General features: G+C 62.8%; 23 protein-coding genes. 15 read left to right on the plus strand and 8 right to left on the minus strand.

Translation table 11 applies throughout. The annotated features are described in order from the left end of the window. A partial coding sequence (locus DK391_RS38985; RefSeq protein WP_162601037.1) for an ABC transporter ATP-binding protein occupies positions 1-626 on the minus strand: 626 nt, incomplete at its 3' end. A gap of 22 nt (positions 627-648) precedes the next feature. Next, the gene (locus tag DK391_RS38990; RefSeq protein WP_109483333.1) at positions 649-2,403 is read right to left on the minus strand and encodes an ABC transporter permease subunit; all 1,755 of its coding nucleotides are present in this window, start codon (positions 2,401-2,403) and stop codon (positions 649-651) included. Between the two features lie 723 nt (positions 2,404-3,126). Between DK391_RS38990 and DK391_RS38995 the strand changes: the two genes are divergently transcribed. Both DK391_RS38995 and DK391_RS39000 read left to right on the plus strand, forming a co-directional pair. Continuing rightward, positions 3,127-4,806 (plus strand): sensor domain-containing diguanylate cyclase, encoded by a 1,680-nt coding sequence (locus DK391_RS38995; protein ID WP_109483334.1) that lies wholly within the window; start codon positions 3,127-3,129, stop codon positions 4,804-4,806. A gap of 165 nt (positions 4,807-4,971) precedes the next feature. Next, positions 4,972-5,238: a hypothetical protein gene (locus DK391_RS39000; protein WP_012401539.1), complete on the plus strand. Its 267-nt coding sequence runs from the start codon at positions 4,972-4,974 to the stop codon at positions 5,236-5,238. Between the two features lie 144 nt (positions 5,239-5,382). Here the strand turns inward: DK391_RS39000 and DK391_RS39005 are convergent, their stop codons facing one another. Beyond that, positions 5,383-6,711, minus strand: coding sequence for an ATP-binding protein (locus DK391_RS39005; RefSeq protein WP_109483335.1), 1,329 nt, complete (start codon positions 6,709-6,711; stop codon positions 5,383-5,385). Further along, complete coding sequence (locus DK391_RS39010; protein WP_109483336.1) at positions 6,695-7,420, minus strand: response regulator; 726 nt, start codon at positions 7,418-7,420, stop codon at positions 6,695-6,697. Before DK391_RS39010 ends, DK391_RS39005 begins: the two co-directional genes overlap by 17 nt. Positions 7,421-7,643: 223 nt before the next feature. Between DK391_RS39010 and DK391_RS39015 the strand changes: the two genes are divergently transcribed. Continuing rightward, positions 7,644-8,183 (plus strand): periplasmic heavy metal sensor, encoded by a 540-nt coding sequence (locus tag DK391_RS39015; protein ID WP_109483337.1) that lies wholly within the window; start codon positions 7,644-7,646, stop codon positions 8,181-8,183. Positions 8,184-8,280: 97 nt separating this feature from the next. Here DK391_RS39015 and DK391_RS39020 read toward each other — a convergent pair whose 3' ends face one another. Beyond that, positions 8,281-8,988 (minus strand): pirin family protein, encoded by a 708-nt coding sequence (locus DK391_RS39020; protein ID WP_109483338.1) that lies wholly within the window; start codon positions 8,986-8,988, stop codon positions 8,281-8,283. A 465-nt stretch (positions 8,989-9,453) separates the two neighbouring features. On the opposite strand from DK391_RS39020, the gene DK391_RS39030 reads away from it, so the two are divergent. From DK391_RS39030 to DK391_RS44685, 6 genes are all read left to right on the plus strand, one after another. Beyond that, entirely contained in the window at positions 9,454-10,230 is a 777-nt protein-coding gene (locus DK391_RS39030) for an ABC transporter substrate-binding protein (RefSeq protein WP_109483340.1), read from the plus strand. Positions 10,231-10,536: 306 nt separating this feature from the next. Continuing rightward, on the plus strand, positions 10,537-11,226 hold the full coding sequence (hisQ, locus tag DK391_RS39035) for a histidine ABC transporter permease HisQ (RefSeq protein WP_109483341.1): 690 nt from the start codon (positions 10,537-10,539) through the stop codon (positions 11,224-11,226). Then, a complete protein-coding gene (locus DK391_RS39040) occupies positions 11,223-11,936 on the plus strand; it encodes an ABC transporter permease (protein WP_109483342.1) in 714 nt (237 codons plus the stop codon). The genes hisQ and DK391_RS39040 overlap by 4 nt, the downstream gene beginning before the upstream one ends. A 30-nt stretch (positions 11,937-11,966) precedes the next feature. Then, positions 11,967-12,752 (plus strand): ATP-binding cassette domain-containing protein, encoded by a 786-nt coding sequence (locus DK391_RS39045; protein ID WP_109483343.1) that lies wholly within the window; start codon positions 11,967-11,969, stop codon positions 12,750-12,752. A 577-nt stretch (positions 12,753-13,329) separates the two neighbouring features. Beyond that, positions 13,330-14,487, plus strand: a complete 1,158-nt coding sequence (locus DK391_RS39050) for a porin (protein ID WP_109483344.1) — start codon at positions 13,330-13,332, stop codon at positions 14,485-14,487. A 24-nt stretch (positions 14,488-14,511) separates the two neighbouring features. Further along, positions 14,512-14,691 (plus strand): hypothetical protein, encoded by a 180-nt coding sequence (locus tag DK391_RS44685; RefSeq protein WP_162601038.1) that lies wholly within the window; start codon positions 14,512-14,514, stop codon positions 14,689-14,691. 21 nt (positions 14,692-14,712) lie between these two features. On the opposite strand, the gene glnK is transcribed toward DK391_RS44685, so the two are convergent. Both glnK and DK391_RS39060 read right to left on the minus strand, forming a co-directional pair. Beyond that, positions 14,713-15,051, minus strand: coding sequence for a P-II family nitrogen regulator (glnK, locus tag DK391_RS39055; protein WP_008342452.1), 339 nt, complete (start codon positions 15,049-15,051; stop codon positions 14,713-14,715). A gap of 132 nt (positions 15,052-15,183) precedes the next feature. Further along, entirely contained in the window at positions 15,184-17,241 is a 2,058-nt protein-coding gene (locus DK391_RS39060; RefSeq protein WP_109483345.1) for an NAD(+) synthase, read from the minus strand. Positions 17,242-17,539: 298 nt separating this feature from the next. Between DK391_RS39060 and DK391_RS39065 the strand changes: the two genes are divergently transcribed. The 3 genes from DK391_RS39065 to DK391_RS39075 all read left to right on the plus strand — a co-directional run bounded on the left by DK391_RS39065 (position 17,540) and on the right by DK391_RS39075 (position 19,621). Beyond that, on the plus strand, positions 17,540-18,712 hold the full coding sequence (locus DK391_RS39065) for a GNAT family N-acetyltransferase (protein ID WP_109483346.1): 1,173 nt from the start codon (positions 17,540-17,542) through the stop codon (positions 18,710-18,712). A gap of 19 nt (positions 18,713-18,731) precedes the next feature. Next, positions 18,732-19,076: a GIY-YIG nuclease family protein gene (locus DK391_RS39070; RefSeq protein WP_109483347.1), complete on the plus strand. Its 345-nt coding sequence runs from the start codon at positions 18,732-18,734 to the stop codon at positions 19,074-19,076. A gap of 215 nt (positions 19,077-19,291) precedes the next feature. Next, positions 19,292-19,621, plus strand: a complete 330-nt coding sequence (locus DK391_RS39075) for an H-NS family nucleoid-associated regulatory protein (RefSeq protein WP_109483348.1) — start codon at positions 19,292-19,294, stop codon at positions 19,619-19,621. A gap of 128 nt (positions 19,622-19,749) precedes the next feature. On the opposite strand, the gene ppa is transcribed toward DK391_RS39075, so the two are convergent. After that, positions 19,750-20,277, minus strand: a complete 528-nt coding sequence (gene ppa, locus DK391_RS39080) for an inorganic diphosphatase (RefSeq protein ID WP_109483349.1) — start codon at positions 20,275-20,277, stop codon at positions 19,750-19,752. 239 nt (positions 20,278-20,516) lie between these two features. Here ppa and DK391_RS39085 point away from each other — a divergent pair, with 239 nt between their 5' ends. The 3 genes from DK391_RS39085 (at position 20,517) to DK391_RS39095 (ending at position 24,327) form a co-directional block, all read left to right on the plus strand. Further along, positions 20,517-21,956: an aldehyde dehydrogenase family protein gene (locus DK391_RS39085; RefSeq protein ID WP_109483350.1), complete on the plus strand. Its 1,440-nt coding sequence runs from the start codon at positions 20,517-20,519 to the stop codon at positions 21,954-21,956. Positions 21,957-22,027: 71 nt separating this feature from the next. Then, entirely contained in the window at positions 22,028-22,786 is a 759-nt protein-coding gene (locus tag DK391_RS39090; protein WP_109483351.1) for an SDR family oxidoreductase, read from the plus strand. A gap of 221 nt (positions 22,787-23,007) precedes the next feature. After that, positions 23,008-24,327, plus strand: a complete 1,320-nt coding sequence (locus tag DK391_RS39095; RefSeq protein ID WP_109483352.1) for an MFS transporter — start codon at positions 23,008-23,010, stop codon at positions 24,325-24,327. Positions 24,328-24,493 lie beyond the last annotated feature (166 nt).

The raw sequence follows: 24,493 nt of genomic DNA on the forward strand, positions 1-24,493 counted from the left end.
GGCATGCGGCCTTGCGTCCACAGATCGAGCAGATCGGTACGCAGCGTTTCCGCCGTCAGCACGTCGAGCGCGGAGAACGGCTCGTCCATCAGCAGCAAGGTCGGATCGACCACCAGCGCGCGCGCAAAGCCCACGCGCTGACGCATGCCGCCCGACAGTTCGCGCGGATAGGCGTTTTCGAAGCCGTCGAGACCGATCAGGTCGATGGCGGCCAGCGCACGCTCGCGGCGCTCGCGCGCGCCGACGCCGAGCGCTTCCAGCCCGGCTTCCACGTTTTGAAGCACGGTCAGCCACGGGAACAGCGCGAAGGTCTGAAACACCATCGCGACGCCTTCAGCTGGCCCCTTGAGCGGCTTGCCGAGGTACGTCACTTCGCCATCCGTCGGTTCGATCAGCCCGGCGATGATGCGCAGCAGCGTCGATTTGCCCGAGCCGGAACGGCCCAGCAATCCAACGATCTCGCCTTCACGCAGCGACAGATTGGCGTCGTCGAGGACGAGCAGTTCGCCCTGCGTCTTGTTGAAGCCACGGCACACGTCCTTGACGCGCAGGATTTCTTCGCCGAGACGCGGCGGCGTCGGCGGCGTCTGGATGGGCGTAGCACTAACGGCTTTGGGATTTTGCATCGCGTTTTGCCTTCAATGAATCTCAATCGAGCCGCAGACGGCTTTCGGCGTAAGCGTACAGCGGACGCCACAACACGCGATTGAAGAGGGACACGAACAGGGACATCACCGCGATGCCCAGAATGATCTTCGGATAGTCGCCAGCAGCCGTGTACTGCGCGATATACGCGCCGAGGCCGTGAGCGGCGAGCTTGGTGTCGCCCCACTGCACGGCTTCCGCGACGATGCTCGCGTTCCACGCGCCGCCCGAGGCCGTGATCGCGCCCGTCACGTAGTACGGGAACACGCCCGGCAGCATGGCCTGACGCCACCATTGCCAGCCGCGGATACGGAAATTCTTCGCGGCTTCCTTGTAGTCGTTCGGATAGGCGCTGGCGCCCGCAATCACGTTGAACAGGATATACCACTGCGTGCCGAGCACGATCAGCGGCGACAGCCAGATATCCGGGTTCAGGTTGAACTTCACGATCACGATCACGAAGACCGGGAACAGCAGGTTCGCCGGGAACGCGGCGAGGAACTGCGCGACGGGCTGAACCTTCTCGGCGAGCGCGGGACGCAGCCCGATCAGCACGCCGATGGGCAGCCACACCACGGACGCCAGCGCGATCAGCAGCGTCACGCGCAACAGCGTGATGAGGCCGAGCACGAACACATGGCCGACTTCTTCAAGCGTCACACCCGTGCGCACATACGACACCACGCGATACACGACGAACGCCGTCACCACCACGACGATCACCGCCCAGACGATGTCGCCCACCCTGGACTGCTTGAGCACAGCCGGCTTCGAGAATTTCACGGGCCCGACGCTCGGCCAGCGGATCGGCACGCGCGCCGCTTTCGCGAACATCCAGCCGATCGGCACGAGCAGACGGTGAATCAGCCGCGTGCGGCGAATCAGGTCGAGCAGCCACGATTCCGGCGCATCGCCGGAACTGGTGTTTTCCATGCGGAACTTGTCGGACCACGCCACCAGCGGACGGAACAGGAACTGGTCGTACGCGAGAATCACGACGGTCATGGTCAGGATCACCCAGCCGATCGCGTGCAGGTTGCGCTCGGTGATGGCCTGCGACAGATACGAGCCGACGCCCGGCAGCGTGATGGTGTGATTGCCGACGGTAATGGCTTCGGAAGCGACCACGAAGAACCAGCCGCCGGACATCGACATCATCATGTTCCAGATGAGGCCCGGCATCGAGAACGGCACTTCGAGCTTCCAGAAGCGCTGCCACGACGTGAGGTGAAAACCCTTCGACACTTCATCGAGATCGCGCGGCACCGTGCGCAGCGACTGATAGAAGCTGAAGGTCATGTTCCAGGCCTGGCTCGTGAAGATCGCGAAGATCGCGGCCAGTTCGGCGCCCAGCACGCGCGACGGAAACAGCGCGAGGAAGAACGTCACCGTGAACGAGATATAGCCGAGCACGGGCACCGATTGCAGGATGTCGAGGATCGGCACCAGCACCTGGCCCGCGCGGCGGCTCTTGGCGGCGAGCGTGCCGTAGACGAGCGTGAACGCCAGCGAAGCGACCATCGCCGCGAGCATACGCAAGGTGGTGCGCAGCGCGTATTCGGGCAGCTTGCCCGGATCGAGCGAGATCGGCTCGCTTTGCAGCGTCGAGATCGGCGCCATGGTCTCGTGAAAGCCGACCACGGCCATCGCGATCAGACAGATGATCAGCGGAAACGCGATGAAATCCCAACGATTGGGCAGCACCCGCCACGCCGACGCATTGGCAGTGCGATTGAGGGTGAAGCTGAACAGGTCCATCAGATGGCCCTCCCTGTGCGGCACGACGCGATGCGTCCGCAAGCCGTCGTGGCTACACGCGCGCCGACATGGCACGCGGGGCTCGCGGCGGCGCGACGGTCCGAGGATCGATCCGGAAAGCGGAAATCAGGCATGGCAAAACGCGAATGCGCGGTAAATCGTTGGCGTTGAATACGCATTGGCCGGCGACGGATACATCGCGCGGCGCCCCGTGCGGGCCTGCACTTACGGCCGGCGCAATCGTGTTGCGCAGGCCGCCGCCAGCAGGCCAGCGAGCTTTCCTCATTTTGGACGGCACGACACTACTACAACCTGTGTGACAGAAACAACCGTTGACATGCATTTGTCACGCCGAATGGTTCCAGGAATGGAACTGTAAGCAGCAGACCGCATACATCAACCAGCCGACTCACGCGTGCCTGGCTCGAACCGTCGCGTGCGAGCCACATCGAACCTGCGCCGCTATTCAGAAAGTCCCGCCACAGGCCGTTAATACCCCACACGGGACTGTGGCACGCGCAAATCCTGACTGGCATTGGGCCGCGCGGCGGTTAAAATCGGGATGCGGCACACCCTGCTGGCCGCCGGCGACGAGGACGGCGGCGCGGCGCATTATCCTGGGTCCGTGCGGCGCACGGAGACAATCGGCAGGAACGGCCCAGCGCCGGCGCGTAGCAACGAGAGACGTTGTTGCATGAATCAGTCAGACGGATCAGAGGGTCGATGAAAAGGACAACCTTGCGCCAGGCATTGGGACCGGCCAGTTTCGTACTGGTCGTGCTCGTATGCTGGTTCGCATCCGGCCTGGTCGCGGACCGGATGGTACAGCAAGAACTGGATGCCGCACTGCGCCAGCAGCGGCAAATGTCCGCCTCGATCGTCTACAACATGGCCGAAGTGATCGCGAGCGACCTCGCCATGTCGCGGGCGATTCCCGCCACCATGGCCGAACTCGGCGTGATCCAGCAGGCCCTGACGCACTCGCAGAATTATGCCGCGTCAGGCGTCGACCTGGAACCCGCCCATCGCGACGACCTGCTGAAGTCGCCCGAACTGGCTGGCATCAATGCCTTCCTGCGCGATGCTCAGGGCTTCTCGGGTCTCGACATCATCTGGCTGGTCAACGCCAACGGCCTGTGCGTCGCGGCGAGCAATGCGCAGAACCAGCATTCGTTCGTCGGACTGGACATGCGCTCGCGCAGCTATCTGACCAACGCCCTGCTCGGCGCGTTCGGCGAAGCGTACGGCGTGGGCCGCATGAGCGGCGAGCCGGGCATTTTCATTTCGGCGCCCGTGTATGACGATGGCCTGCTGGTCGGCGCGATCGTCGCCAAGGTCGGCATCGCGCGCTTGCGGCACTGGGTCGCGCACGCAGGCACCTTCGTCACCGACGACAACGGCGTGGTCATCATGGCGCACAACGCGGCGCTCGAAGGCCAGGCGATGCCGAACTCGCGCGTCATGCAGATGAGTCCCGCCGAGCGCATGAGCACCTATCACCGCGAAAAATTTTCGGTCATCCAGATCCGGCGCGTTGAGAACCAGGTGCGCAGCGATGCGCCGTGGGTATCGACGGCGATCGCCGAGCAGCTGTACGACATGCCCGGCCAGCCGATCCCGACGCTGTATCAGTCGCGCGGCGGCCTGAACTCCGGCCTGTCGGCCCATCTCGTCGATCCACTCGTCGCGTGGCCGGAGCTGATGCGCAATCACAAGCGCGATCATCTGCTGGTGTTCCTGACGCTGGCGGGCACGGTCGCGCTCGCATGGGTGATCACCGTGTCGTATCTGCGCGAGCGGCGCCATCATCGCGCCACGCGTGTGCTGGCCGAGCAGTTGCAATCGGCCAATACGCTGCTGTCGGCGGAAGCGCGCCACGATGCGCTGACGGGCGCGCTGTCGCGACGCTACTTCCTCGATCTGCTGCGACATGAGATCGACCGGGCGCGCGCGACGGGCGAGCCGCTGTGCATGGCCATCGCCGACCTCGACCACTTCAAGCAGATCAACGACCGCTTCGGTCACGCCGCAGGCGACCGCGCGCTCGAGCATTTCGTCGATACCTGCCGCACCGAGCTGCGCGGCAGCGACGCAATCGGCCGGCTGGGCGGCGAAGAGTTCGGCCTTCTGCTGCCTGCCACGCCGCTCGGCACCGGCCTCGAAGTGGTCGAGCGCCTGCGCGTGCGCCTGAAGGCGATGCCGTCGGCCAAGCTGCCGCAATCGGTGGGCTTGAGTGTGAGCATCGGCATTACGGAGCTGTCGGCGGAAGACCTGCCTGAGCGCATCATCAGCCGTGCCGACCAGGCGCTCTACGCCGCGAAACAGGGTGGCCGCGATCGCAGCGAAGCCGTTCCCCCTGACGACACTGCGCCGCCCACGCGCGCGCCCGCCAACGCCTGGTAAGCGTTTCTGTCTCACATGCAGGATTGACGATGCGCATCGCGTCGTGCGCATCGATGCGCGAGCCATCATGCTTGTCGAAGCCGCCGGGCAAATCGGGCTTAAGCAGGTATCATCGACTTTCATCCGAAAGTTGTGATCACCGCTTTACGCTCCCCGGAGGTTCGCATGAAGGGAAATCTGGTCATCGTCTGCCGCGATCAGGACGCTGACGCTTTCGATCATCTGCTCGCAGAGTACGGCGCGTTTCAGACGCGCCTGTCGTCGACCGCGTGGTATCTGAAGCTGGACGTGGCACCCGAAGTGATACAGGAAGAAATTCTCGCGCGTCTTGGCAAGTACACGACGCACTACATCTTCGAGGCCGACACGGTAACGTGGAACACGGTGGACAGCGAAGCCGCCGCCGCGCTCAACACGCTGTTCACCGAGTAAGCAGATATCAGGCGGGCGGACTGCCTGATTTACATGCCTGATTCACATACCTGATTGAGAGGTTTGCCGGGGCAGTCGAGGTCTCACGTTCGCCCCAGCCTCATGCTTCCATGCCGCGCAGAAAAAGCGCGCGGCACATCTCCCTCACCAGACGCTTTCCGACGCTGCCGCCGTGCGCGACACCGCTTCCAGCGGGAAGGTCATCTGCACGCGCAAGCCGCGCTCGCCGTTGGCCGTATCGTTGTTGCCGATCTGCCATTCGCCGCCCGCACGCCGCACCAGACGCTCGACGATGGCCAGCCCGAGGCCGCTGTGGCCATTGCCGCCGCGCGCCGGATCGAGCCGCACGAACGGCCGGCTGGCATTGATCAGATCCTGCGCGGCAATGCCGTTGCCATTGTCCGTGACCGTCAGCGTGAAGCCTTGCGGCGTGCGCGCCGTCGCGACGACGACGGGCGGCGCGCCATAGGCATGCGCGTTGTCGAGCAGATTGGACAGGATACGGTCGAGCGTCGCCGCGGGCAGCCTGAAGCCGTCACCCGCGCGCAGATCGGTCTTCACGGTCGGCGCACCGCCCGATACCGCGCGATAGCTGCGCACCACGCGCTCGCACTGCCCGTCCACGTCGACGGGTTCGCTGCGGTCCGCGCCGTCATGCGCGAACACCAGAAACTGCTCGACGATATGCGTCATCGAATCGACGTCGCGCACCACGCCATCGCGCATTTTGGTGTCGTCCATCATTTCGGCACGCAGCCGCAGACGCGCAAGCGGCGTCTTCAGATCATGCGCGACACCCGCCAGCATCACCGCGCGATCCTGCTCGGTGCGCGCGACTTCCTGCACCATCTGGTTGAAGCCGTGTGTGAGCTGACGCAGTTCACGCGGGCCGCGCTCTCGCACAGGCGGCACGGGCATGCCGCGACCGAAGCGCGTGACCGCCTGCGCGAGCGAGCGCAGCGGCTGCTGCAGCTGCCACGCGGCGAACAGCGCCGCCATCACGCCGGCCGAGAAAATGATGCCGAGCCACAGCACCATCCGGTCGAGCGAGCGCGGTGGCCGTAGCGGCTGCACGGGCACGACGATCCAGCTCGGGTCGCTCGCCGAGCGTACCCACAGCGAAGGCGGCTTGCCGGGCGTGCCGACGCGCACCTGGGTCGAAGTGGGCAGACGGTCGCGCACGTCGTCGACGAAACGGTCGAGCGGCGCGGGCAGATTGGGCACTTCGGGCGGGACATCCGCGCTGGCGGGATCGACGAGACGCACGCGCGACGGCAGCGGCTGATCGGGCTCGCGCCTGACGTGATCGCGCACGGCGTCAACCAGGAACACCGCTTCTTCGACGGCGTAACGCGTCTGCGACTGGTTGCGCTCGAAGCGCACCAGCAGGTACCACGCGAAATGCGACACCAGCAACACACAGACGACGAGCAGCGCTAGCCGCCCGAACAATGAATCAATTGGACGCCGCATGTTGCTCGCCATCGGGCACGAACACATATCCGCGCCCACGCACCGTCTGAATGAAGCGCGGCACGGACGGATCGGTTTCGAGAATGCGGCGCAGGCGCCACACCTGCACGTCGATGCCGCGGTCGGTGCCGTCGTATTCGGGACCGTGCAGCAGTTCGAGCAGGCGTTCACGCGTGAGCGTGCGCATGGGGTTATTGACGAAGATCTTCAGGAGCGCGAATTCGCTGCCGGACAGCGTGAGCGGCTTGCCTTCCTGATGCAGCGTGCGCGACTGGAAATCGAGCGTGAAGCGGCCGAACGAAAACGGCTCGCGCTGTTCGGGCGCAGCCGCCGACGGCACCGTCTTGCGGCGGCGCAGCACTGCCTGCACGCGCGCGAGCAGTTCGCGCGGATTGAACGGCTTGCCGAGGTAATCGTCTGCGCCAAGCTCCAGCCCGACGATACGGTCCACGTCGTCCGCGCGCGCCGTCAGCATGATGACGGGGATGTCGTCGCCCGACGCGCGCAGCTTGCGCAGCGCCGTGAGGCCGTCCACGCCGGGCATCATCAGGTCGAGCACGATCAGATCGGGCCGTTCGCGTTCGATGCGGCGCTCGAGTGAACTGGCGTCGTGCAGCACCGAAACTTCGATGCCTTGACGGGCCAGATAGTCGCGCAGCAGATCGCGCAGTTCGACGTCGTCATCGACGACAAGTATTTGAGTAGCCATGGTTTGAAGTGTAACGCGCGCCCCTATGCGTTTCCGCCCCAGACACCGTGGAAAGGGTTACGGGGTGTTACCGCGAAAGGCGCACGTAATGTCACGTAACTTCCGAAAGCATACGCGTAACACGACCCGCATTCGATCCCTCTACGCTGTGCCTTACCGAATGCGCGCTGGTCCACTTTCGAGACGGGCGGCATCGTCGGCTAGTTGATCAAGGAGCACAGTAATGTCCAAAAAAACATCACGCTTTCTCGCCGTTGCCGCTGCGTCGCTTGCCCTCAGTCTTGGAGCCGCCTTCGCCGCGCAACCTCAAGGTGGTCCCGGCATGGGCCACGGCGGTCCGGGCTGGCATCACGGCGGGTTCATGAAGGAGCTGAACCAGTTGCACGGGCAACTGAAGCTGAACGCAGATCAGGAAAAGGCATGGCAGGCCGCGCTCGACACCATGAAGCAAAGCCATGACGCCGAACGCGCGAACCATCAGCAGATGCGCGAGCAGTTCAAGCAGATGCAGCAGCAACCTATTCTCGACCTGAACGCGATGCACGCCGCGCATCAGCAGATCGAGCAGAAGGACGCGCAGTTGCGCGAGCAGAGCACGACGGCATGGCTCAACTTCTATAACGGTTTGAATGACCAGCAGAAGACCACCGTCAGCACCGCGCTCAAGCAGCACTTCGCGAAGATGGAACAGCGTCACGAGAAGATGCGCGAGCGTTGGGAAAAGCATCGCGGCGATGCAGCGGCGTCGGCTGTGAAGCCGTAAGCGTTGCCGGAAGGAAAAACAACGCCACGGAAGTCACCTTCCGTGGCGTTGTTTCATGGGCCGTCCGTCGTTTGCCTGAACGGCAGCGCGGTGACGCTTAACGCAACTGGCCGAGATCGAACAGCAGTACTTCAGCGCCCTCGCCCTTTTCGACGGTGATATTCGACGTGTCGGTGATCATCGCGGCGTCGCCTGCCTTGAGCGGCTCGCCGTTCACCACAACGGCGCCGCGCGCGACGTGCACATACGCCTGGCGCCCCGCGTCGAGCGTGTGCTCGGCGTGCTCTTCGCCATCGAACAGACCGGCGTAGATCGACGCGTCCGCATGAATCGTCACCGAGCCGTCACGCCCTTCCGGCGATGCCACCACGCGCAACTGGCCGCGCTTGTCTTCGTCGGTGAAACGCTTTTCTTCGTAGCCCGGCTGATCACCCGCACGCTTCGGAATGATCCAGATCTGCAGCAGATGCAGCGGATCTTCCTGCGAACCGTTGAACTCGCTGTGCATCACACCCGTGCCGGCGCTCATGCGCTGCACGTCACCGGGACGGATAGTCGAGCCGTTGCCCAGACTGTCGCGGTGCGACAACGCGCCATCGAGCACATACGTGACGATTTCCATGTCGCGATGCCCGTGCGTGCCGAAGCCCTGTCCCGCGGCGATGCGATCCTCGTTGATCACGCGCAGCGGACCGAAATGCATGTTCTCGGGATCGTAGTACTCGGAAAACGAGAAGCTGTGCTTTGCGTTCAGCCAGCCGTGGTTGGCATGGCCACGTTCGTCGGAACGGCGGATCCTGATCATCTGACTCTCCCGGAGAAATTGGCGATACGGGAATGTATGGGCTGCACCCGCCACGCACAATCCGTATCGCCGCACCGGATCGTTTCATAAATGATGGCAATGGCAAGGCCCTTGCGATGCGTGTCGCATCGGCCGCCACGCCCGCTGCGCAAGGCGCGCCGATCGCCCGCGTCATCGCGTCGCGCGTGCATGTCACTGGTGGCAAAGGGCTTTTCCATACCGTGAAGACTGGCACCGGGCGCGGGTTCGGGTAAAATACCGCGCTTTTTGGAACGGGTCGACTCGCGTGCCGCGTCCGGACGGACTGCCCGGCAGCGTGCGGGCTCAGCAGGCACGGCAACAGACGGACAACGCGCAGCCTATTTTTGTCCGCCTAGAATGGCGACGGCCGGCTGCAAGCGGGCCGTCGGCACCGTGAGCCGTCGTGCGGCGAGCCGTAACGGCGGCCCGGAAGTCAGGAGAAACATGAAGAAGTACGCAGTCGGCGTAGTGCTCGCGGTCATGGCGTCGGGAGCCATGGCAAAAGAATGGAAAACCGTGCGCATTGGGGTCGACGCCAGCTATCCGCCGTTCGAGTCGATCGCGCCGGGCGGCCAGGTGGTCGGTTTCGACGCCGATCTGACCCATGCCCTGTGCGCGAAGATGAACGTCAAATGCGTGTGGATTCCCCAGGATCTCGACGGCATCATCCCGGCGCTCAAGGCGCGGAAGTTCGACATCATCGTGTCGTCGCTGACCGTGACCGACCAGCGCCGCGAGCAGATCGACTTCTCCGACAAGCTGTTCGATGCACCCGCGCGCATGACCGCGAAAAAAGGTTCGCCGCTGCTGCCGACGGCGCAATCGCTGAAGGGCAAGCGGATCGGCGTCGAGCAGGGTTCGACGCAGGAAGCGTATGCGAAGGCGTACTGGGAGCCGAAAGGCGTGACGGTCGTGCCGTACCAGAACCAGGATCAGGTCTACGCGGATCTGGCAACGGGGCGTCTCGACGCCGCGCTGCAAGACGAACTGCAGGCCGATGCGGGTTTTCTGAAGACGCCGCGCGGCAAGGATTTCGCCTGGGCCGGCCCGGAAGTGAAGGATTCGAAGACGATCGGCGACGGCACGGCGATCGGCGTGCGCAAGGAAGACGGCGAACTGAAGGCGATGCTCAACAAGGCACTGGCTGAAGTTCACCAGGACGGCACGTTCACGAAGCTCGAAAAGCAGTATTTCGACGTCGATATCTATCAGAGCCGCTGACAGCGGCCGAAAAGCTCGGGGCTGGCCCGGATGGGCCGGTCGATGGGCTTCGTAATACAGTCGGACCGAGAGCAGCTTGCAGTAAAAGCAGGGCAGTACACGCAGTCAATCAGGGCAGTTCAACAACGCAGCAAAACGCGCTGCCGGCCGGAGGGGTACACCAAGGCCAGGCAGTCATGATTCGCACAGCGGCATGCTGTGCGCCGCACGGGAGACATCGAAGGCATCCGCCTTCGGCCGAACCGCCGCAGCGTACGGACTGTCGCGTCTTTCGCGGCGCGTGGGAGCGCCGTCAAGGACCTGACTATGTTCCTCCAAGGCTACGGCCCGCTGATCTTTGCCGGCACGGTGCAAACCGTGAAGCTGGCTATCCTGTCGCTCGTCTTCGCTTTCGTGCTGGGCCTGCTCGGCGCAGCAGCGAAGCTGTCGAAGAACCGGGTGACCAACGGCATCGGCACCATCTATACGACGCTGATTCGCGGCGTGCCCGATCTCGTGCTGATGCTGCTGCTGTTCTACAGTATCCAGATCTGGCTGAACAATCTCACCGACGCGCTCGGCTGGGATCAGATCGACATCGATCCGTTCGTCGCCGGTGTGGCCGTGCTCGGCTTCATCTACGGCGCGTACTTCACCGAAACCTTCCGTGGCGCCTTTCTCGCCGTGCCGCGCGGCCAGCTCGAAGCGGGCGCCGCCTACGGCATGACGGGCTGGCAGGTGTTCACGCGGATCATGTTCCCGCAGATGATGCGCTTCGCGCTGCCCGGCATCGGCAATAACTGGCAGGTGATGGTCAAGGCGACGGCGCTGGTGTCGATCATCGGTCTCGCCGATGTCGTCAAGGCCGCCCAGGACGCCGGCAAGGGCACGCTGCGATTCTTCTTCTTCACGCTGATGGCAGGCGCCATCTATCTGCTCATCACCACGGCGTCGAACTTCGTGCTGATGTACCTCGAAAAACGCTACTCGACTGGCGTGCGCAAGGCGGAACTATGATCGAGCTGATCCAGGAATACTGGCGCAACTATCTGTATACGGACGGCTATCGCTTCACGGGCGTCGCCATCACGCTGTGGCTGCTGGTCATATCGATCGGTCTTGGCTTCTGTCTCTCGGTGCCGCTCGCGGTTGCGCGCGTGTCGAAGAAGAAATGGCTGTCCACGCTCGTCTGGCTGTATACGTATATCTTCCGCGGCACACCGTTGTACGTGCAACTGTTGCTCTGCTACACGGGTCTGTACAGCCTCGAAGTCATCCGCTCGAACGAACTGACGAACGCGTTCTTCCGCGACGGCATGCACTGCACGCTGCTCGCCTTCACGCTGAATACCTGCGCGTACACCACGGAAATCTTCGCGGGCGCGATCAAGGCAACACCGTATGGCGAGATCGAAGCGGCGCGTGCTTATGGCATGTCGCAGTTCACGCTGTATCGCCGCGTGATTCTTCCTTCGGCGCTGCGTCGTGCGTTGCCGTACTACAGCAATGAAGTGATCCTGATGCTGCATGCCACCACGGTCGCCTTCACCGCTACCGTGCCGGACATTCTCAAGATCGCGCGCGACGTCAACTCGGCAACGTACCGTTCGTTCGACGCATTCGGTATCGCCGCCCTGCTCTATCTGACCATTTCTTTTGCGCTCGTCTGGCTGTTCCGCCGCGCCGAGCGCCGCTGGCTCGCTTATCTGCGCCCGCAAGGCAAGTAAGAACCGCGAATAAGCAAGTCAAGGAACCCGATGAACACTCCCGCTACACCGCAAATGCTTTTCGTCGACAACCTGCACAAGCAGTACGGCGATAACGAAGTTCTCAAAGGCGTCACGCTGCGCGCGAATCGCGGCGACGTGATCAGCGTGATCGGCTCGTCCGGTGCGGGCAAGAGCACGATGCTCCGCTGCATCAACTTTCTCGAGCAGCCGAACTCGGGGCGCATCTTCGTCGAAGGCCAGGAGATTCGCACGCTGAAGGACAAACACGGCGCACTGCGCGTGTCGGATGCGAAGCAGCTGCAAAAGATGCGCACGAAACTGTCGATGGTGTTCCAGCACTTCAATCTGTGGACACACATGACGGTGCTCGAGAACATCATCGAAGCGCCGCTGCACGTGCTCGGCATTCCACGCAAGGAAGCCGAAGAGCGCGCCCGCATGTATCTGGAGAAAGTGGGCCTCGCGCCGCGCGTCGAGAAGCAGTATCCGTCGCATCTCTCCGGCGGCCAGCAGCAGCGCGTGGCGATTGCACGCGCACTGACCATGAACCCCGATGTGATGCTGTTCGACGAACCCACTTCCGCACTCGACCCCGAACTGGTCGGCGAAGTGTTGAAGGTCATGCAGACGCTCGCCGAAGAAGGCCGCACGATGATCGTCGTCACGCACGAAATGGCGTTCGCGCGCAACGTGTCGAATCACGTGATGTTCCTGCATCAGGGGCGCGTCGAAGAAGAAGGCCATCCCGACGAAGTATTCAGGAACACGAAGAGTGAGCGCCTGAAGCAGTTTCTCTCGGGCAGCCTGAAATAAGGCTGCCATGTAGTTTATGTAGTATTACAGGGCGCTTACCGGGCGCCCTTTTTTATTTCCTCGCGGCGGCGCCCTCTCCTCCCGCACGCCCCGAAGCTTCGGCATCCCAACATCTGCACCAGACGCAGCCAAAACGCCTTTACTCCCGACGATTCTGCTCGTCAATAGTGGCAATCCTTGACGCAAGTCATTAACAACGGTGTGTCCCTTGCCGGACAAGGCGTAGAGGCCTGTTTGAGACCCCCTGTCCCACACTTGTCTCATACTGGTATTGCAATTTAGAGACATCTTTACCGAGCATCACTAATTTATTCGCCAACCGAAGGGTATTTTGCTAAATTAGTAACGAAAGTAGCAAAACAAAGTTCAAGAAAAGTAGTTTCACTTCAAAACGAACGAACAGGAGATACCGGTCGCGAGGGATCGGACGGACGATCAGACGGCTTTCGAAGCTGCGCGTCGACAACACCACCGACCACTGCGCATCTCCCTGGAAAAGATTCCTGCTCGGCGCTGATGGCGTCCGGGCACCACTCGCAGTACTGGCGTTACTTTTTGACAGGGTATGGAGGAGAAGATGAAGAAAGTTTTGGCCGCCGCAGCGCTGCTGACCTTTGGCGTTGCAGCACACGCACAGAGCAGCGTGACGCTGTACGGGCGTCTGGACGCTGGTCTTGAGTACATGTCGGGTGTGCCGACGAACCAGGTGAATGGTTCGGCAACGAGCAGCACGCACCGTTTCCGCGCAGAAAGCGGCGACTGGGGTACCAGCCTGTGGGGCTTGAAGGGCGCTGAAGATCTGGGCGGCGGCACGAAGGCCGTGTTCCAGTTGGAAGGCTCGTTCAACACCATGACGGGCGCTGGCCCTGGCGGTGGCGGTCTCTTCAATCGTTGGGCGACGGTCGGCTTCGCGAATGACCAGTACGGTACGTTCACGATGGGCCGCATGCTCTTCATCTCGAACGGCGTGTGGGACTTCGACCCGTTCGGTCAGTCGAACTGGTCGTCGGCATCGCTGGTGCGTGGCCGCAACTGGCCGCAATCGAGCAACAACGTTGCTTACCAGTCGCCGAAGATCGCAGGCTTTGACTTCTACGGTCAATACGCCCTGTCGAACGCAACGAACTGGAACGGTAACGGCACGACGGCGCAAGGCCGCGAAGCTGGCGCGCAAGTCACCTACACCTCGTCGCTGTTCCAGATCCGCGGTCTGTACGACGAAATCCGCAACCCGGCAAACGGTGGTCTGTATGGCCCGGGTACGCCGGCAGCTGATCCGACCAACACGGGCAACATCGCAACGGGCGTCTTCGCAGCATCGCGCGAATACTCGGCTCTCGTGAACGTGTTCCTCGGTCAGTTCAAGATCCAGGCTGCTTACCAGGCAATCCGCACGTCGGGCGCAGCAGCAGTTCTGCCGGGCACGCCGACGACGCTCGATCACGAGTGGGGCGGTGTGACGTGGCAAGCTACGCCGGCTGCAGCGCTGATCGCAGCGGTGTACCACGTGAACGGCAACAACGGCGCGGGCAATGCGACGATCTACACGGTCGGCGGCTCGTACAACCTGTCGAAGCGCACGCTGCTGGACCTGCAAGTCGCAACGGTTCAGAACAGCAAGGGTGCTAACTACGGCCTGAACGCGAACAACTCGGGTACGTCGGTCGCATCGGATAACCCGCTGCCCGGCCACAGCCAGACGGGCGTGTACGCAGGTATCCAGCACTCGTTCTAATCGGACGGTGCTAACAGAACAGGTTTGACAGAAACAGTTTTCACGCTGCTGCGAGAGGCGCGTATCGGTGCGATGTCCGAAAGGGTATCGCACCTTTTTTTATTGCTGCGCGAACTGCGCATTCGCTTCACGCCGGCACTTCACACGCATAAAAAAAGCACCGGCTCGGTGCAACGCCGGTGCTTCTCTATTCTGCATGCCTGATCGCCAGGCAAGAAGCGGCACTCACACAGCCGCTTCGTTCTCCTCACCCGTGCGAATGCGGATCACGCGCTCCACGTCGGCAACGAAAATCTTGCCGTCACCGATCTTGCCCGTGCGTGCTGCACCGATGATGGCGTCGATCACCTGATCGGTCTGATCGTTCGCGACCACCACTTCGATCTTCACTTTCGGCAGGAAATCGACGACGTATTCAGCGCCGCGGTACAGCTCGGTATGGCCTTTCTGACGGCCAAAGCCTTTGACTTCAGTGACGGTCAGCCCCGTCAGGCCGACTTCGGCGAGCGCTTCGCGGACTTCGTCGAGCTTGAACGGTTTGATGATGGCGGTAATGCGTTTCATGGCGGACCTCGTCTCGGTTCGGAAAAAGGAAGGTTCAGATGCGTTGATTCTACGCCGCAGCGCACACGTTGCCAGCCTAAAGCCTGGGAACGCGTGCGCTCACGCGCGCAGAACGGCAGATAAAAACTGGTTTCAGGCGGCTTTGTCCGGGACCGTTGCGAGATCATCGGTCCATACGACAGCCTCCGAATCGCTCGGCGCACGCCAGTCGCCGCGCGGCGACAGCGAACCGCCCGAGCCGACCTTCGGCGCATTCGGCACGCAGCTTCGCTTGAACTGGCTGGTCTTGAAGAAGCGCCACAGGAAGATGCCGAGATTGCGCTTGATCGCAGCGAGATCGTATTCGTTGCGCGTGACGTGCGCGCCTTCGGGCCAACCGCCCTGCTCCTTGTCGCGCCACGCATGCAGCGCGAGGAACGCCACCTTCGACGGCGAAAAGCCATAGCGCAGGATGTAGAACAGATTGAAGTCCTGCAACTCGTATGGCCCGATAAACGATTCCGTCTTCTGTTCAATCGCGCCCGCTGCCTTGGCAGGCACCAGTTCTGGGCTGATTTCGGTGGCGAGCACGTTGAGCAGCGTGTCCGAGCCGCTCTTGCCGACGGCGCCCGTCTCTGCAACCCAGCGCACCAGATGGGTGATCAGCGTTTTCGGCACGCTCGCGTTCACGCTGTAATGCGACATGTGATCGCCGACGCCATACGTGCACCAGCCGAGTGCCAGTTCGCTCAGATCGCCCGTGCCGATCACGATGCCGTTATGGAAGTTCGCGAGCCGGAACAGATGATTCGTACGCTCGCCGGCCTGCACGTTTTCGAACGTGATGTCGTACTTCGCCTCGCCCGCCGAATACGGATGACCAAGATCCTTCAGCATCTGCTCGCAGCTTGGCCGGATATCGATTTCCATCGACGTGCAGCCCACCACCTCCATCAGTTCGCGCGCCTGTTTGAGCGTGCGGTCGCTGGTCGCGAAGCCCGGCATCGTCACGCCGATGATGTTGGTGCGCGGCAGTTGCAGCCGGTCCATCGCTTTCGCGCAGACCAGCAGCGCGTGCGTCGAGTCGAGTCCGCCTGACACGCCGATCACCACCTTCTGGATATTCGACGCCGACAGCCGCTGCACCAGCGCCTGCACCTGGATGTTGTAGACCTCGTTGCAACGTTCGTCGCGGCGGCGCGCATCGGCGGGCACGTACGGGAAACGCTCGACCTTGCGCGCAAGCGGCAGCGTCTGCGATGCATCGTGGCCGATCGCGAAGCGCACGATCTGGAACTTCGCCGCTTCATCCTTGTGACGCTGCACCGACATGCCGAATGTGGTCTGCCGCATGCGTTCGTGCGAGAGCCGCTCGAGATCGACGTCGGCGAAGATCATGTGCGAGTCGTCGAGAAAACGCTCGGATTCAGCGAGCATCTCGCCGTTTTCGTAGATCAGCGCCTGGCCGTCCCACGCCATATCGGTGGACGATTCGCCGCGTCCCGCCGACGTGTACAGATACGCCGCCAGACACCGCGCCGACTGCTGGCCGACCAGCTGATGCCGGTAGCCCGACTTGCCGACCACCACATTCGACGCCGACAGATTCACCAGCACCGTCGCACCCGCGAGCGCCGCGAACGACGATGGCGGAATCGGCACCCACACGTCTTCGCAGATCTCGACATGGAAGCGGAAGTCGGGCACGTCGCTCAGTTCGAACAGCAGCGACGCGCCGAACGGCACGGGCTGGCCGAGCAGTTCGATATCGCGTGCGACGGCGCAATCGGCGGGCGCGTACTGACGTGCTTCGTAGAACTCGCCGTAGTTCGGCAGATAGGTCTTCGGCACAGCGCCGAGAATGGCGCCGCGCGCAATCACGATCGCGCAGTTGTACAGGCTGTGATCCACCTGCAGCGGCATGCCGACGATCATCGCCACGGGCAGCGTCTTCGATGCCTCGACGATCTTTGCCAGCGCTGTCTTGCATGCGTCGAGCAGCGCGCGCTGATGAAACAGGTCGTCGCAGGTATAGGACGGCAGGCCGAGTTCCGGAAACGCGACCAGCGCCGCGCCCTTCGCAGCCGCCTCGCGTGCGAGCACGAGCGTCTGGTCGGCGTTGAAGGCGGGATCGGCGACCCGGCAGCGCGGCACGCCGACCGCGACGCGCGCAAAGCGATGCGAATACAGGTTGAAAAAGTTGCCTTTCATGTCAGGGATTCCTAAGGCGCATGCGCTGAAAAAGACCGTCACGCGCGAAACGGCTGCTATCGATCAGCGTAGATGATAAGGCTTAAGCGCATTCAAGGTCTCGATCGCGTGTGCCGACAGTCATGGCCATGCCGCGCACTTCGGGCCCGCATTTGCTTTAACATGGCCGTTCGCCGCGCGGCACCGCTTCGGAGCACAGCGCGCGGCATTCGCCAATCAGCCTTATCAGTTTCTGCAGCCGCGACATGACGCACACGCCAGCCGCCGCGGCACAGGGAAACGTCAACGGTCGAACAGATTGAACCAGGAACGTTTTGATTACCGCGCGGGCATTCTCGCTTCGCCGCTCGAAGTCGATGCCGACGAATGGAACGCGCTGCTCAGCCAGCAGGCGCAACCCACGCCATTTCTGCGCCACGAATTCCTGAGCGCGCTGCACGCGACGCAATGTGCCGTCGCGGATACGGGCTGGGCGCCGCAATTCGTCACGCTCACCGATCCGCGCACAGGCAAGCTCGCGGCCGCCGCGCCCGTCTATGCAAAGGGGCACTCGTACGGGGAGTACGTGTTCGATTGGGCGTGGGCCGATGCCTACAAGCGCAACGGCCTGCCCTACTATCCGAAGCTGCTGTGCGCGGTGCCGTTCACGCCCGTGCAAGGCACGCGCCTCATGGCCGCCGATGCCAACGCGTTGCGCCATCTCGCCGCGACGCTCGTCGCGTTCGCGGAACAGGCCGACGTGTCGTCGCTGCATGTGCTGTTTCCGACCGAAACGGAAGCGCAGTCGCTGACCGATCTCGGCATGATGCAGCGCGAAGGCGTGCAGTTTCACTGGCTCAACGACAGCTACCGCGACTTCGACGAGTTTCTGTCGACGCTCGAACAGAAGAAGCGCAAGAACATCCGCGCCGAGCGCCGCAAGGTGCGCGAAGCGGGCGTCACGTTCCGCCGCATGCTCGGCGAAGACATCAGCGACGCCGACTGGCGCTTTTTCAGCAAGTGTTATCGGCAGACGTACCGCGAGCACTTTTCGAGTCCGTATCTGAATCTCGACTTCTTCCGGATGATCGGCGCATCGATGCCCGAGAATCTGATGATGGTGATCGCCGAATACGAGGGCAAGCCGATCGCGAGTTCGCTGGTCGTCTATCAGCGCGACGGCGCGAACGCGGGCGGCACGCTCTATGGCCGCTACTGGGGCGCGCTCGAACACGTGCCCTGCCTGCACTTCGAGACCGCGTACTATCAGCCGCTGGAGTGCTGCATCGAGCAGAAGCTCGGCGTGTTCGAAGGCGGCGCACAGGGCGAGCACAAGATGGCGCGCGGCTTCATGCCGACCGTCACGCGCTCGACGCACTGGCTCGCCCATCCGGCTTTTTCGGACGCCGTTGCGCACTTTCTCGACAACGAGAAGAATCACATCCACGCGTACGTCGACGAACTGCGCGAACACAATCCGTTCAAGGAATAACGAGGAACAAACGCGCGCCATGCCGTGGTTTCTGTATCTGATCGAATGCTCGGACGGCAGCGTCTACACGGGCATCGCCACCGACGTCCAGGCCCGCTTCGACAAGCATTGCAGCGGCATGGGCGCGCGCTACACGCGCTCGCGCAAGCCGGTGCGGCTGCTCGCCTCGTTCGAACTGGCCGACCGGTCGAGCGCGTCGCGCGCCGAATACCGCGTCACGCAGCTGACGGCGGCGCAGAAGTGGCAACTGGTATCGGGCGCGAGGACGCTCGAATCCGTGCTGCCCGTCGAGGCTCAGACTGAGATCGAGGCCGAGGTGCTAACGGAAGCCAAACCCGAACCCACGGGCGAACAGCCGGCCTGACGCGCGCCGCCACGGCCCCCTTTTTTCTGCTGGCAGCAACAGTGTTTTCACGCCAGGCACCTCGACGGCGCCTTCAGTCGATCAGATACTTCCATCACAGCAATTGCATCGCCGGCTTCCACGTGAGCCACAGCGCGGGTCTGAAAGCAACCCGGCAGCGACGCAACAACCGACTTGAAAACCTATCCGGTATCAGCCTCTAAAGGTGAAGCAAAATGGACGAGCGTAAGCGTGACAGCATGATTGCGTATCTTCGTCGCCGCATGGCGCAGGTTGGCATCAAGGCAGCCGATCTGGCTGCGGCGCTCGCAGAAGATCGCCGGCGCGTGAAGGCAGTACGTTTTCAAAGCGCTTTCGGCGAAACGTGGGATGGGACGGGCGCAATGCCGCAGTGGATGGCAAACGCCGTCAGCGCGGGCCAGTCGGTGGAACACTTTGCGATCGGCAAGCCGTCGTCGAAGCCGGTGAAGCAGGAACGCCCGAAGGTCGACTGGAACAACGACCCGTTCGCCGGCAGCCGCCTTGCGACCGCGAACGCGCATTAAACCGTTTTCTGGCGATCGCGGCCCACAGCTGGCCGCGCCAGGCAGGTCGCGTCACGAACGCACTGCACAAAACAAAGACGCTCCCGAGGGAGCGTCTTTTCAGTCAAACCAGCGACCAGCCAGCCGAATTACTTCTTGAAATTCGCTGCGCCTTCCGTGATTTCCTTGTGCGCGGCTTCGATGCCCGCCCAGCCTTCCACCTTGACCCACTTGCCCTTTTCGAGCGCCTTGTATTGCTCGAAGAAGTGCTTGATCTGATCCTTCAGGTATTGCGGCACATCGTCGACCGACTTCAGGTCTGCCGTCATCGGGCAGATCTTGTCGTGCGCCACAGCGATCAGCTTTGCATCGACGCCCGATTCGTCCGTCATCTGCAGCATGCCCAGCGCACGTGCGCGCACCACCGAGCCAGCCAGCAGCGGGAACGGCGTGATCACCAGCACGTCGACGGGGTCGCCGTCGCCCGACAGCGTTTGCGGAATGAAACCGTAGTTCGCGGGATAACGCATGCCCGTACCGATGAAACGGTCGACGACGAGCAGGCCCAGATCCTTGTCCGCCTCGTACTTCACGGGGTCGCTTTGCGCCGGAATCTCGATGATGACGTTGAAGTCTTGCGGAAGGTCTTTGCCAGCGGGAACGTGATTGAAGCTCATGGCGCTCTCTGATCAGGATGAAATGGGAATAAGGCGCACGGCGCGCATTGCGTGCCCATACGGGACGCGGCGCCGCAACCCTGACACTGCGGAATGCGCCATTATAGCCAATCGGCCGATGACACCCGCGTGGCGATCGGCGCGATAATCGTCTGACACGCACGGCCCATGCGCTTTGCGTGGGTTTTCGTGGTCTCTTTCGTCGTCTGCTGATCGCCCGGCACGGGCAAGGAGCATGTGTGGAAGAAGCGAAACACTTCATTGGCGGCGAATGGACTGCCGCGTCGAATGGGGAAACCCTCCCCGTCATCGATCCCTCCGACGGCCAACCGTTCACCACGCTCGCACGCGGCACGGCCGCCGACATCGATACCGCCGTGCAGAGCGCGCGGCGCGCCTACGAAGGCGCATGGGGCGCCGTGAGTGCAGCCGAGCGCGGCCGCCTGCTCTATCGCCTGTCGATGCTGGTAGCCGCCTGTCACGAAGAACTGGCCCAGCTCGAAGCCCGCGACACGGGCAAGCCGCTCAAGCAGGCTCGCGGAGACGCCGCCGCACTGGCGCGCTACTTCGAGTTCTACGCCGGCGCCGCGGACAAGCTGCATGGCGAAACCCTGCCCTACCAGTACGGCTACACCGTGTTCACGATCCGCGAGCCACATGGCGTGACGGGCCACATCGTGCCGTGGAATTACCCGATGCAGATTTTCGGGCGCAGCGTCGGTGCAGCGCTCGCCGTGGGCAACGCATGCGTCGTGAAGCCCGCCGAAGATGCATGCCTGTCCGTGCTGCGCGTCGCCGAACTGGCGGCGGAAGCGGGCCTGCCCGCCGGCGCGCTGAACATCGTCACCGGCTTCGGTCATGAAGCAGGCGCAGCGCTCGCGCGTCATTCCGGCATCGATCACATCTCGTTCACCGGCTCGCCCGAAACCGGCAAGCTCGTCACGCAGATGGCCGCCGAAAACCACGTGCCCGTCACGCTCGAACTGGGCGGCAAGTCGCCGCAAATCGTCTTCGCCGATGCCGATCTCGACGCCGCGCTGCCCACGCTCGTCAACGCGATCGTGCAGAACGCCGGGCAGACCTGCTCGGCGGGCAGTCGCGTGCTGATCGAGCGCAGCATCTACGAACCGCTGCTCGACCGGCTCGCCACCGCATTCAACGCGCTGCGCGTCGGCCCGGCGCATGCGGATCTCGACTGCGGGCCGCTGATCAGCGCGAAGCAGCAGCGCCGCGTGTGGGATTTTCTCTCCGATGCGCAGCATGACGGCATCGCGATGGCGGCGCACGGCGAGGTGATCGCGGAAGCGCCCGAAGCGGGCTTCTATCAGGCGCCGACCTTGTTGCGCGACGTGCCGCCGGCGCATCGGCTGGCGCGTGAGGAAGTGTTCGGTCCCGTGCTCGCTGCCATGCCGTTCAGTGGAGAAGACGAAGCGCTTGCGCTCGCCAACGGTACGGCGTACGGGCTTGTCGCCGGTATCTGGACGCGCGACGGCGGCCGGCAGATGCGCGTCGCGCGGCGGGTGCGCTCGGGCCAGGTGTTCATCAACAACTATGGCGCGGGCGGCGGCGTCGAGTTGCCGTTTGGCGGCGTCAAGCACTCGGGACATGGCCGCGAGAAAGGCTTCGAAGCGCTGTACGGCTTCACGGTGCTGAAGACCGTTGCGATCAAGCACGGCTGACATCCGAGATTCCGACGATCCATACCGGCGCGACTTACACCGTTCCGGCACTCACAACAACAGGAGACATCATGCGGTTGACCGGCAAAACGGCCATCGTCACGGGCGGCGGCTCGGGCTTCGGCGAAGGCATCGCGAAGACTTATGCGCGCGAAGGCGCGAACGTCGTCGTCAACGATCTGAACGGCGCGGCGGCTGAGCGTGTCGCGAGCGAAATTGCGCTGGCGGGCGGCAAGGCCATCGCCGTCGCGGGCGACGTGACGCGCGCCGACGACTGGCACGCGCTGCGCGAAGCTGCCATCGAAGACTTCGGCAGCGTGCAGATCGTCGTCAACAACGCGGGCACCACACATCGCAATAAGCCTGTGCTCAACGTGACGGAAGACGAATTCGACCGCGTGTATGCCGTCAACGTGAAGAGCATCTACTGGAGCGTCCACGAATTCGTGCCGTATTTCCGCGAACGGGGCGGCGGCGTGTTCGTGAACATTGCATCGACGGCGGGCGTGCGGCCGCGCCCCGGACTCGTCTGGTACAACGGCAGCAAGGGCGCGGTGATCGTCGCGAGCAAGGCGCTGGCTGTCGAACTCGGCCCGGACCGCATTCGCGTGAACTGCGTGAACCCGGTGATCGGCGAGACGGGATTGCTGACCGAGTTCATGGGCGTCGAAGACACACCGGAGAACCGGCAGAAGTTTCTGGCGGGCATTCCGCTGGGCCGCTTCTCGACTCCGCAGGACATCGCGAATGCTGCGCTCTACCTCGCTTCGGATGAAGCGGAATTCATCACGGGCGTGTGCCTCGAAGTGGACGGCGGACGCTGCGTGTGACGCAGCAGGTAGCGCGGGCGGCGCCGATGCGCGCCGCGCCGTGTCGGGATTTCACCTTAATCATTGAAAAATCAGTGTTTTCCCCGACCTCGGGAGGCTTTTCAGCGCGCATTGAAAGCTTAGAATCGCGAACGGCGGTACGACATTTCCACAAAAACAAGCCGTGCTTAAGACCAGCACGAGGTGCTAAAAGCGCCGACGCCGGTCAATAGGAGACAACCGTGTCCAGTCCTGCGAATCCGCTCCACCATCCCGGCGCAGGTGCGCCGCCCTCCACTTTCGAAGAAGCGACCTACCGAAAAGTCGCATGGCGTCTGACGCCGCTTCTGATGCTTAGCTATGTCGTCGCGTATCTGGATCGCGTGAACGTGGGTTTCGCGAAGCTCGGCATGAGCGCGGACCTGGGACTTTCCGATGCCATCTATGGCTTTGGTGCGGGCATCTTCTTCATCGGTTATTTCATCTTCGAAGTGCCGAGCAACATCATCCTGCATCGCGTGGGTGCGCGCGTGTGGATTGCGCGGATCATGGTGACGTGGGGCATCGTGTCGATGCTGACCATGTTCGTCACGACGCCGACGATGTTCTACGTGATGCGTTTTCTGCTCGGGCTTGCGGAAGCGGGCTTCTTCCCTGGGATCATTCTGTACCTGACCTACTGGTATCCCGCGCACCGGCGTGGCCGCATGACGACGTGGTTCATGACGGCGATTGCGATTTCGGGCGTGGTGGGCGGACCGATTTCGGGCTACATCCTGAAGTCTTTCGACGGCGCGAACGGATGGCACGGCTGGCAGTGGCTGTTCCTGCTGGAGGGCGTGCCTTCGATCGTCGTCGGCATTCTGGTGTTCATCGTGCTGGACGATCGCATTTCGAAGGCGACGTGGCTGACGAAGGAAGAGCGCGAACTGCTCGAACGCAATATCGCCGCTGAAAACGCGACCAAGGAAGATCACGCGATCGGCAAGGTGATGCTCAGCCCGCGCGTGCTGATGATGAGCCTGATCTATTTTTCGTTCGTGATGGGGCTTTACGGTGTGAGCTTCTGGCTGCCGACCATCATCAAATCGACGGGGGTGACCGATGCGTTCATGATCGGTTTGCTGTCGGCGATTCCGTTTGCGGCGGCGGTGGTGGCGATGGTGTTGGTGGCGCGCAGTGCTGACCGGATGCGCGAGCGGCGCTGGCATGTGGCGTTGCCGGGTTTTGCCGGCGCGATCGGGTTGGTGCTGTCGGTCGTGTGGGCACACGACACGATGCTGGCCATGGCGGCTCTGACGCTGGCTACGATGGGGATTCTGACTACGCTGCCGCTGTTCTGGAGTTTGCCTACGTCGTTTCTTGCTGGGACTGGGGCTGCCGCCGGGATTGCGTTGATCAATTCCATCGGGAATCTGGCTGGCTTTCTTAGCCCTTATGCCGTTGGCTGGCTGAAGCAGGCTACCGCCGGGAATTCCGCCGGGATGTATATGCTGGCCGCGTTTATGGTGTTGGGTGGGTTGCTGGCGGTGAGTGTGCCTGCTCGGCTGGTTAATCGATAGGCGGTTTTTTTTGTTGTCTGCGACGCTTTGGGTGGTTTGCTTTTTTTTGTTGTTGGCGTCCGCGATTTGGTGTTGGTGCTTCAGGCGTCGCCCCTGTGCGGGGCGGCACCTACTTTTCTTTGCCGCCGCAAAGAAAAGTAGGCAAAAGAAAGCGGGCTAACACCGC

The sequence above is a fragment of the Paraburkholderia sp. C35 genome, from assembly GCF_003121405.1.
In the GTDB taxonomy this organism is placed as follows: Bacteria; Pseudomonadota; Gammaproteobacteria; order Burkholderiales; family Burkholderiaceae; genus Paraburkholderia.

What these genes read in the sequence shown, in the direction of transcription:
- DK391_RS38990 (WP_109483333.1), bottom strand. Translation starts at nt 2,403, where the DNA reads ATGGACCTGTTCAGCTTCACCCTCAATCGCACTGCCAATGCGTCGGCG.
- DK391_RS38995 (WP_109483334.1), top strand. Translation starts at nt 3,127, where the DNA reads ATGAAAAGGACAACCTTGCGCCAGGCATTGGGACCGGCCAGTTTCGTA.
- DK391_RS39000 (WP_012401539.1), top strand. Translation starts at nt 4,972, where the DNA reads ATGAAGGGAAATCTGGTCATCGTCTGCCGCGATCAGGACGCTGACGCT.
- DK391_RS39005 (WP_109483335.1), bottom strand. Translation starts at nt 6,711, where the DNA reads ATGCGGCGTCCAATTGATTCATTGTTCGGGCGGCTAGCGCTGCTCGTC.
- DK391_RS39010 (WP_109483336.1), bottom strand. Translation starts at nt 7,420, where the DNA reads ATGGCTACTCAAATACTTGTCGTCGATGACGACGTCGAACTGCGCGAT.
- DK391_RS39015 (WP_109483337.1), top strand. Translation starts at nt 7,644, where the DNA reads ATGTCCAAAAAAACATCACGCTTTCTCGCCGTTGCCGCTGCGTCGCTT.
- DK391_RS39020 (WP_109483338.1), bottom strand. Translation starts at nt 8,988, where the DNA reads ATGATCAGGATCCGCCGTTCCGACGAACGTGGCCATGCCAACCACGGC.
- DK391_RS39030 (WP_109483340.1), top strand. Translation starts at nt 9,454, where the DNA reads ATGAAGAAGTACGCAGTCGGCGTAGTGCTCGCGGTCATGGCGTCGGGA.
- hisQ (WP_109483341.1), top strand. Translation starts at nt 10,537, where the DNA reads ATGTTCCTCCAAGGCTACGGCCCGCTGATCTTTGCCGGCACGGTGCAA.
- DK391_RS39040 (WP_109483342.1), top strand. Translation starts at nt 11,223, where the DNA reads ATGATCGAGCTGATCCAGGAATACTGGCGCAACTATCTGTATACGGAC.
- DK391_RS39045 (WP_109483343.1), top strand. Translation starts at nt 11,967, where the DNA reads ATGAACACTCCCGCTACACCGCAAATGCTTTTCGTCGACAACCTGCAC.
- DK391_RS39050 (WP_109483344.1), top strand. Translation starts at nt 13,330, where the DNA reads ATGAAGAAAGTTTTGGCCGCCGCAGCGCTGCTGACCTTTGGCGTTGCA.
- glnK (WP_008342452.1), bottom strand. Translation starts at nt 15,051, where the DNA reads ATGAAACGCATTACCGCCATCATCAAACCGTTCAAGCTCGACGAAGTC.
- DK391_RS39060 (WP_109483345.1), bottom strand. Translation starts at nt 17,241, where the DNA reads ATGAAAGGCAACTTTTTCAACCTGTATTCGCATCGCTTTGCGCGCGTC.
- DK391_RS39070 (WP_109483347.1), top strand. Translation starts at nt 18,732, where the DNA reads ATGCCGTGGTTTCTGTATCTGATCGAATGCTCGGACGGCAGCGTCTAC.
- DK391_RS39075 (WP_109483348.1), top strand. Translation starts at nt 19,292, where the DNA reads ATGGACGAGCGTAAGCGTGACAGCATGATTGCGTATCTTCGTCGCCGC.
- ppa (WP_109483349.1), bottom strand. Translation starts at nt 20,277, where the DNA reads ATGAGCTTCAATCACGTTCCCGCTGGCAAAGACCTTCCGCAAGACTTC.
- DK391_RS39090 (WP_109483351.1), top strand. Translation starts at nt 22,028, where the DNA reads ATGCGGTTGACCGGCAAAACGGCCATCGTCACGGGCGGCGGCTCGGGC.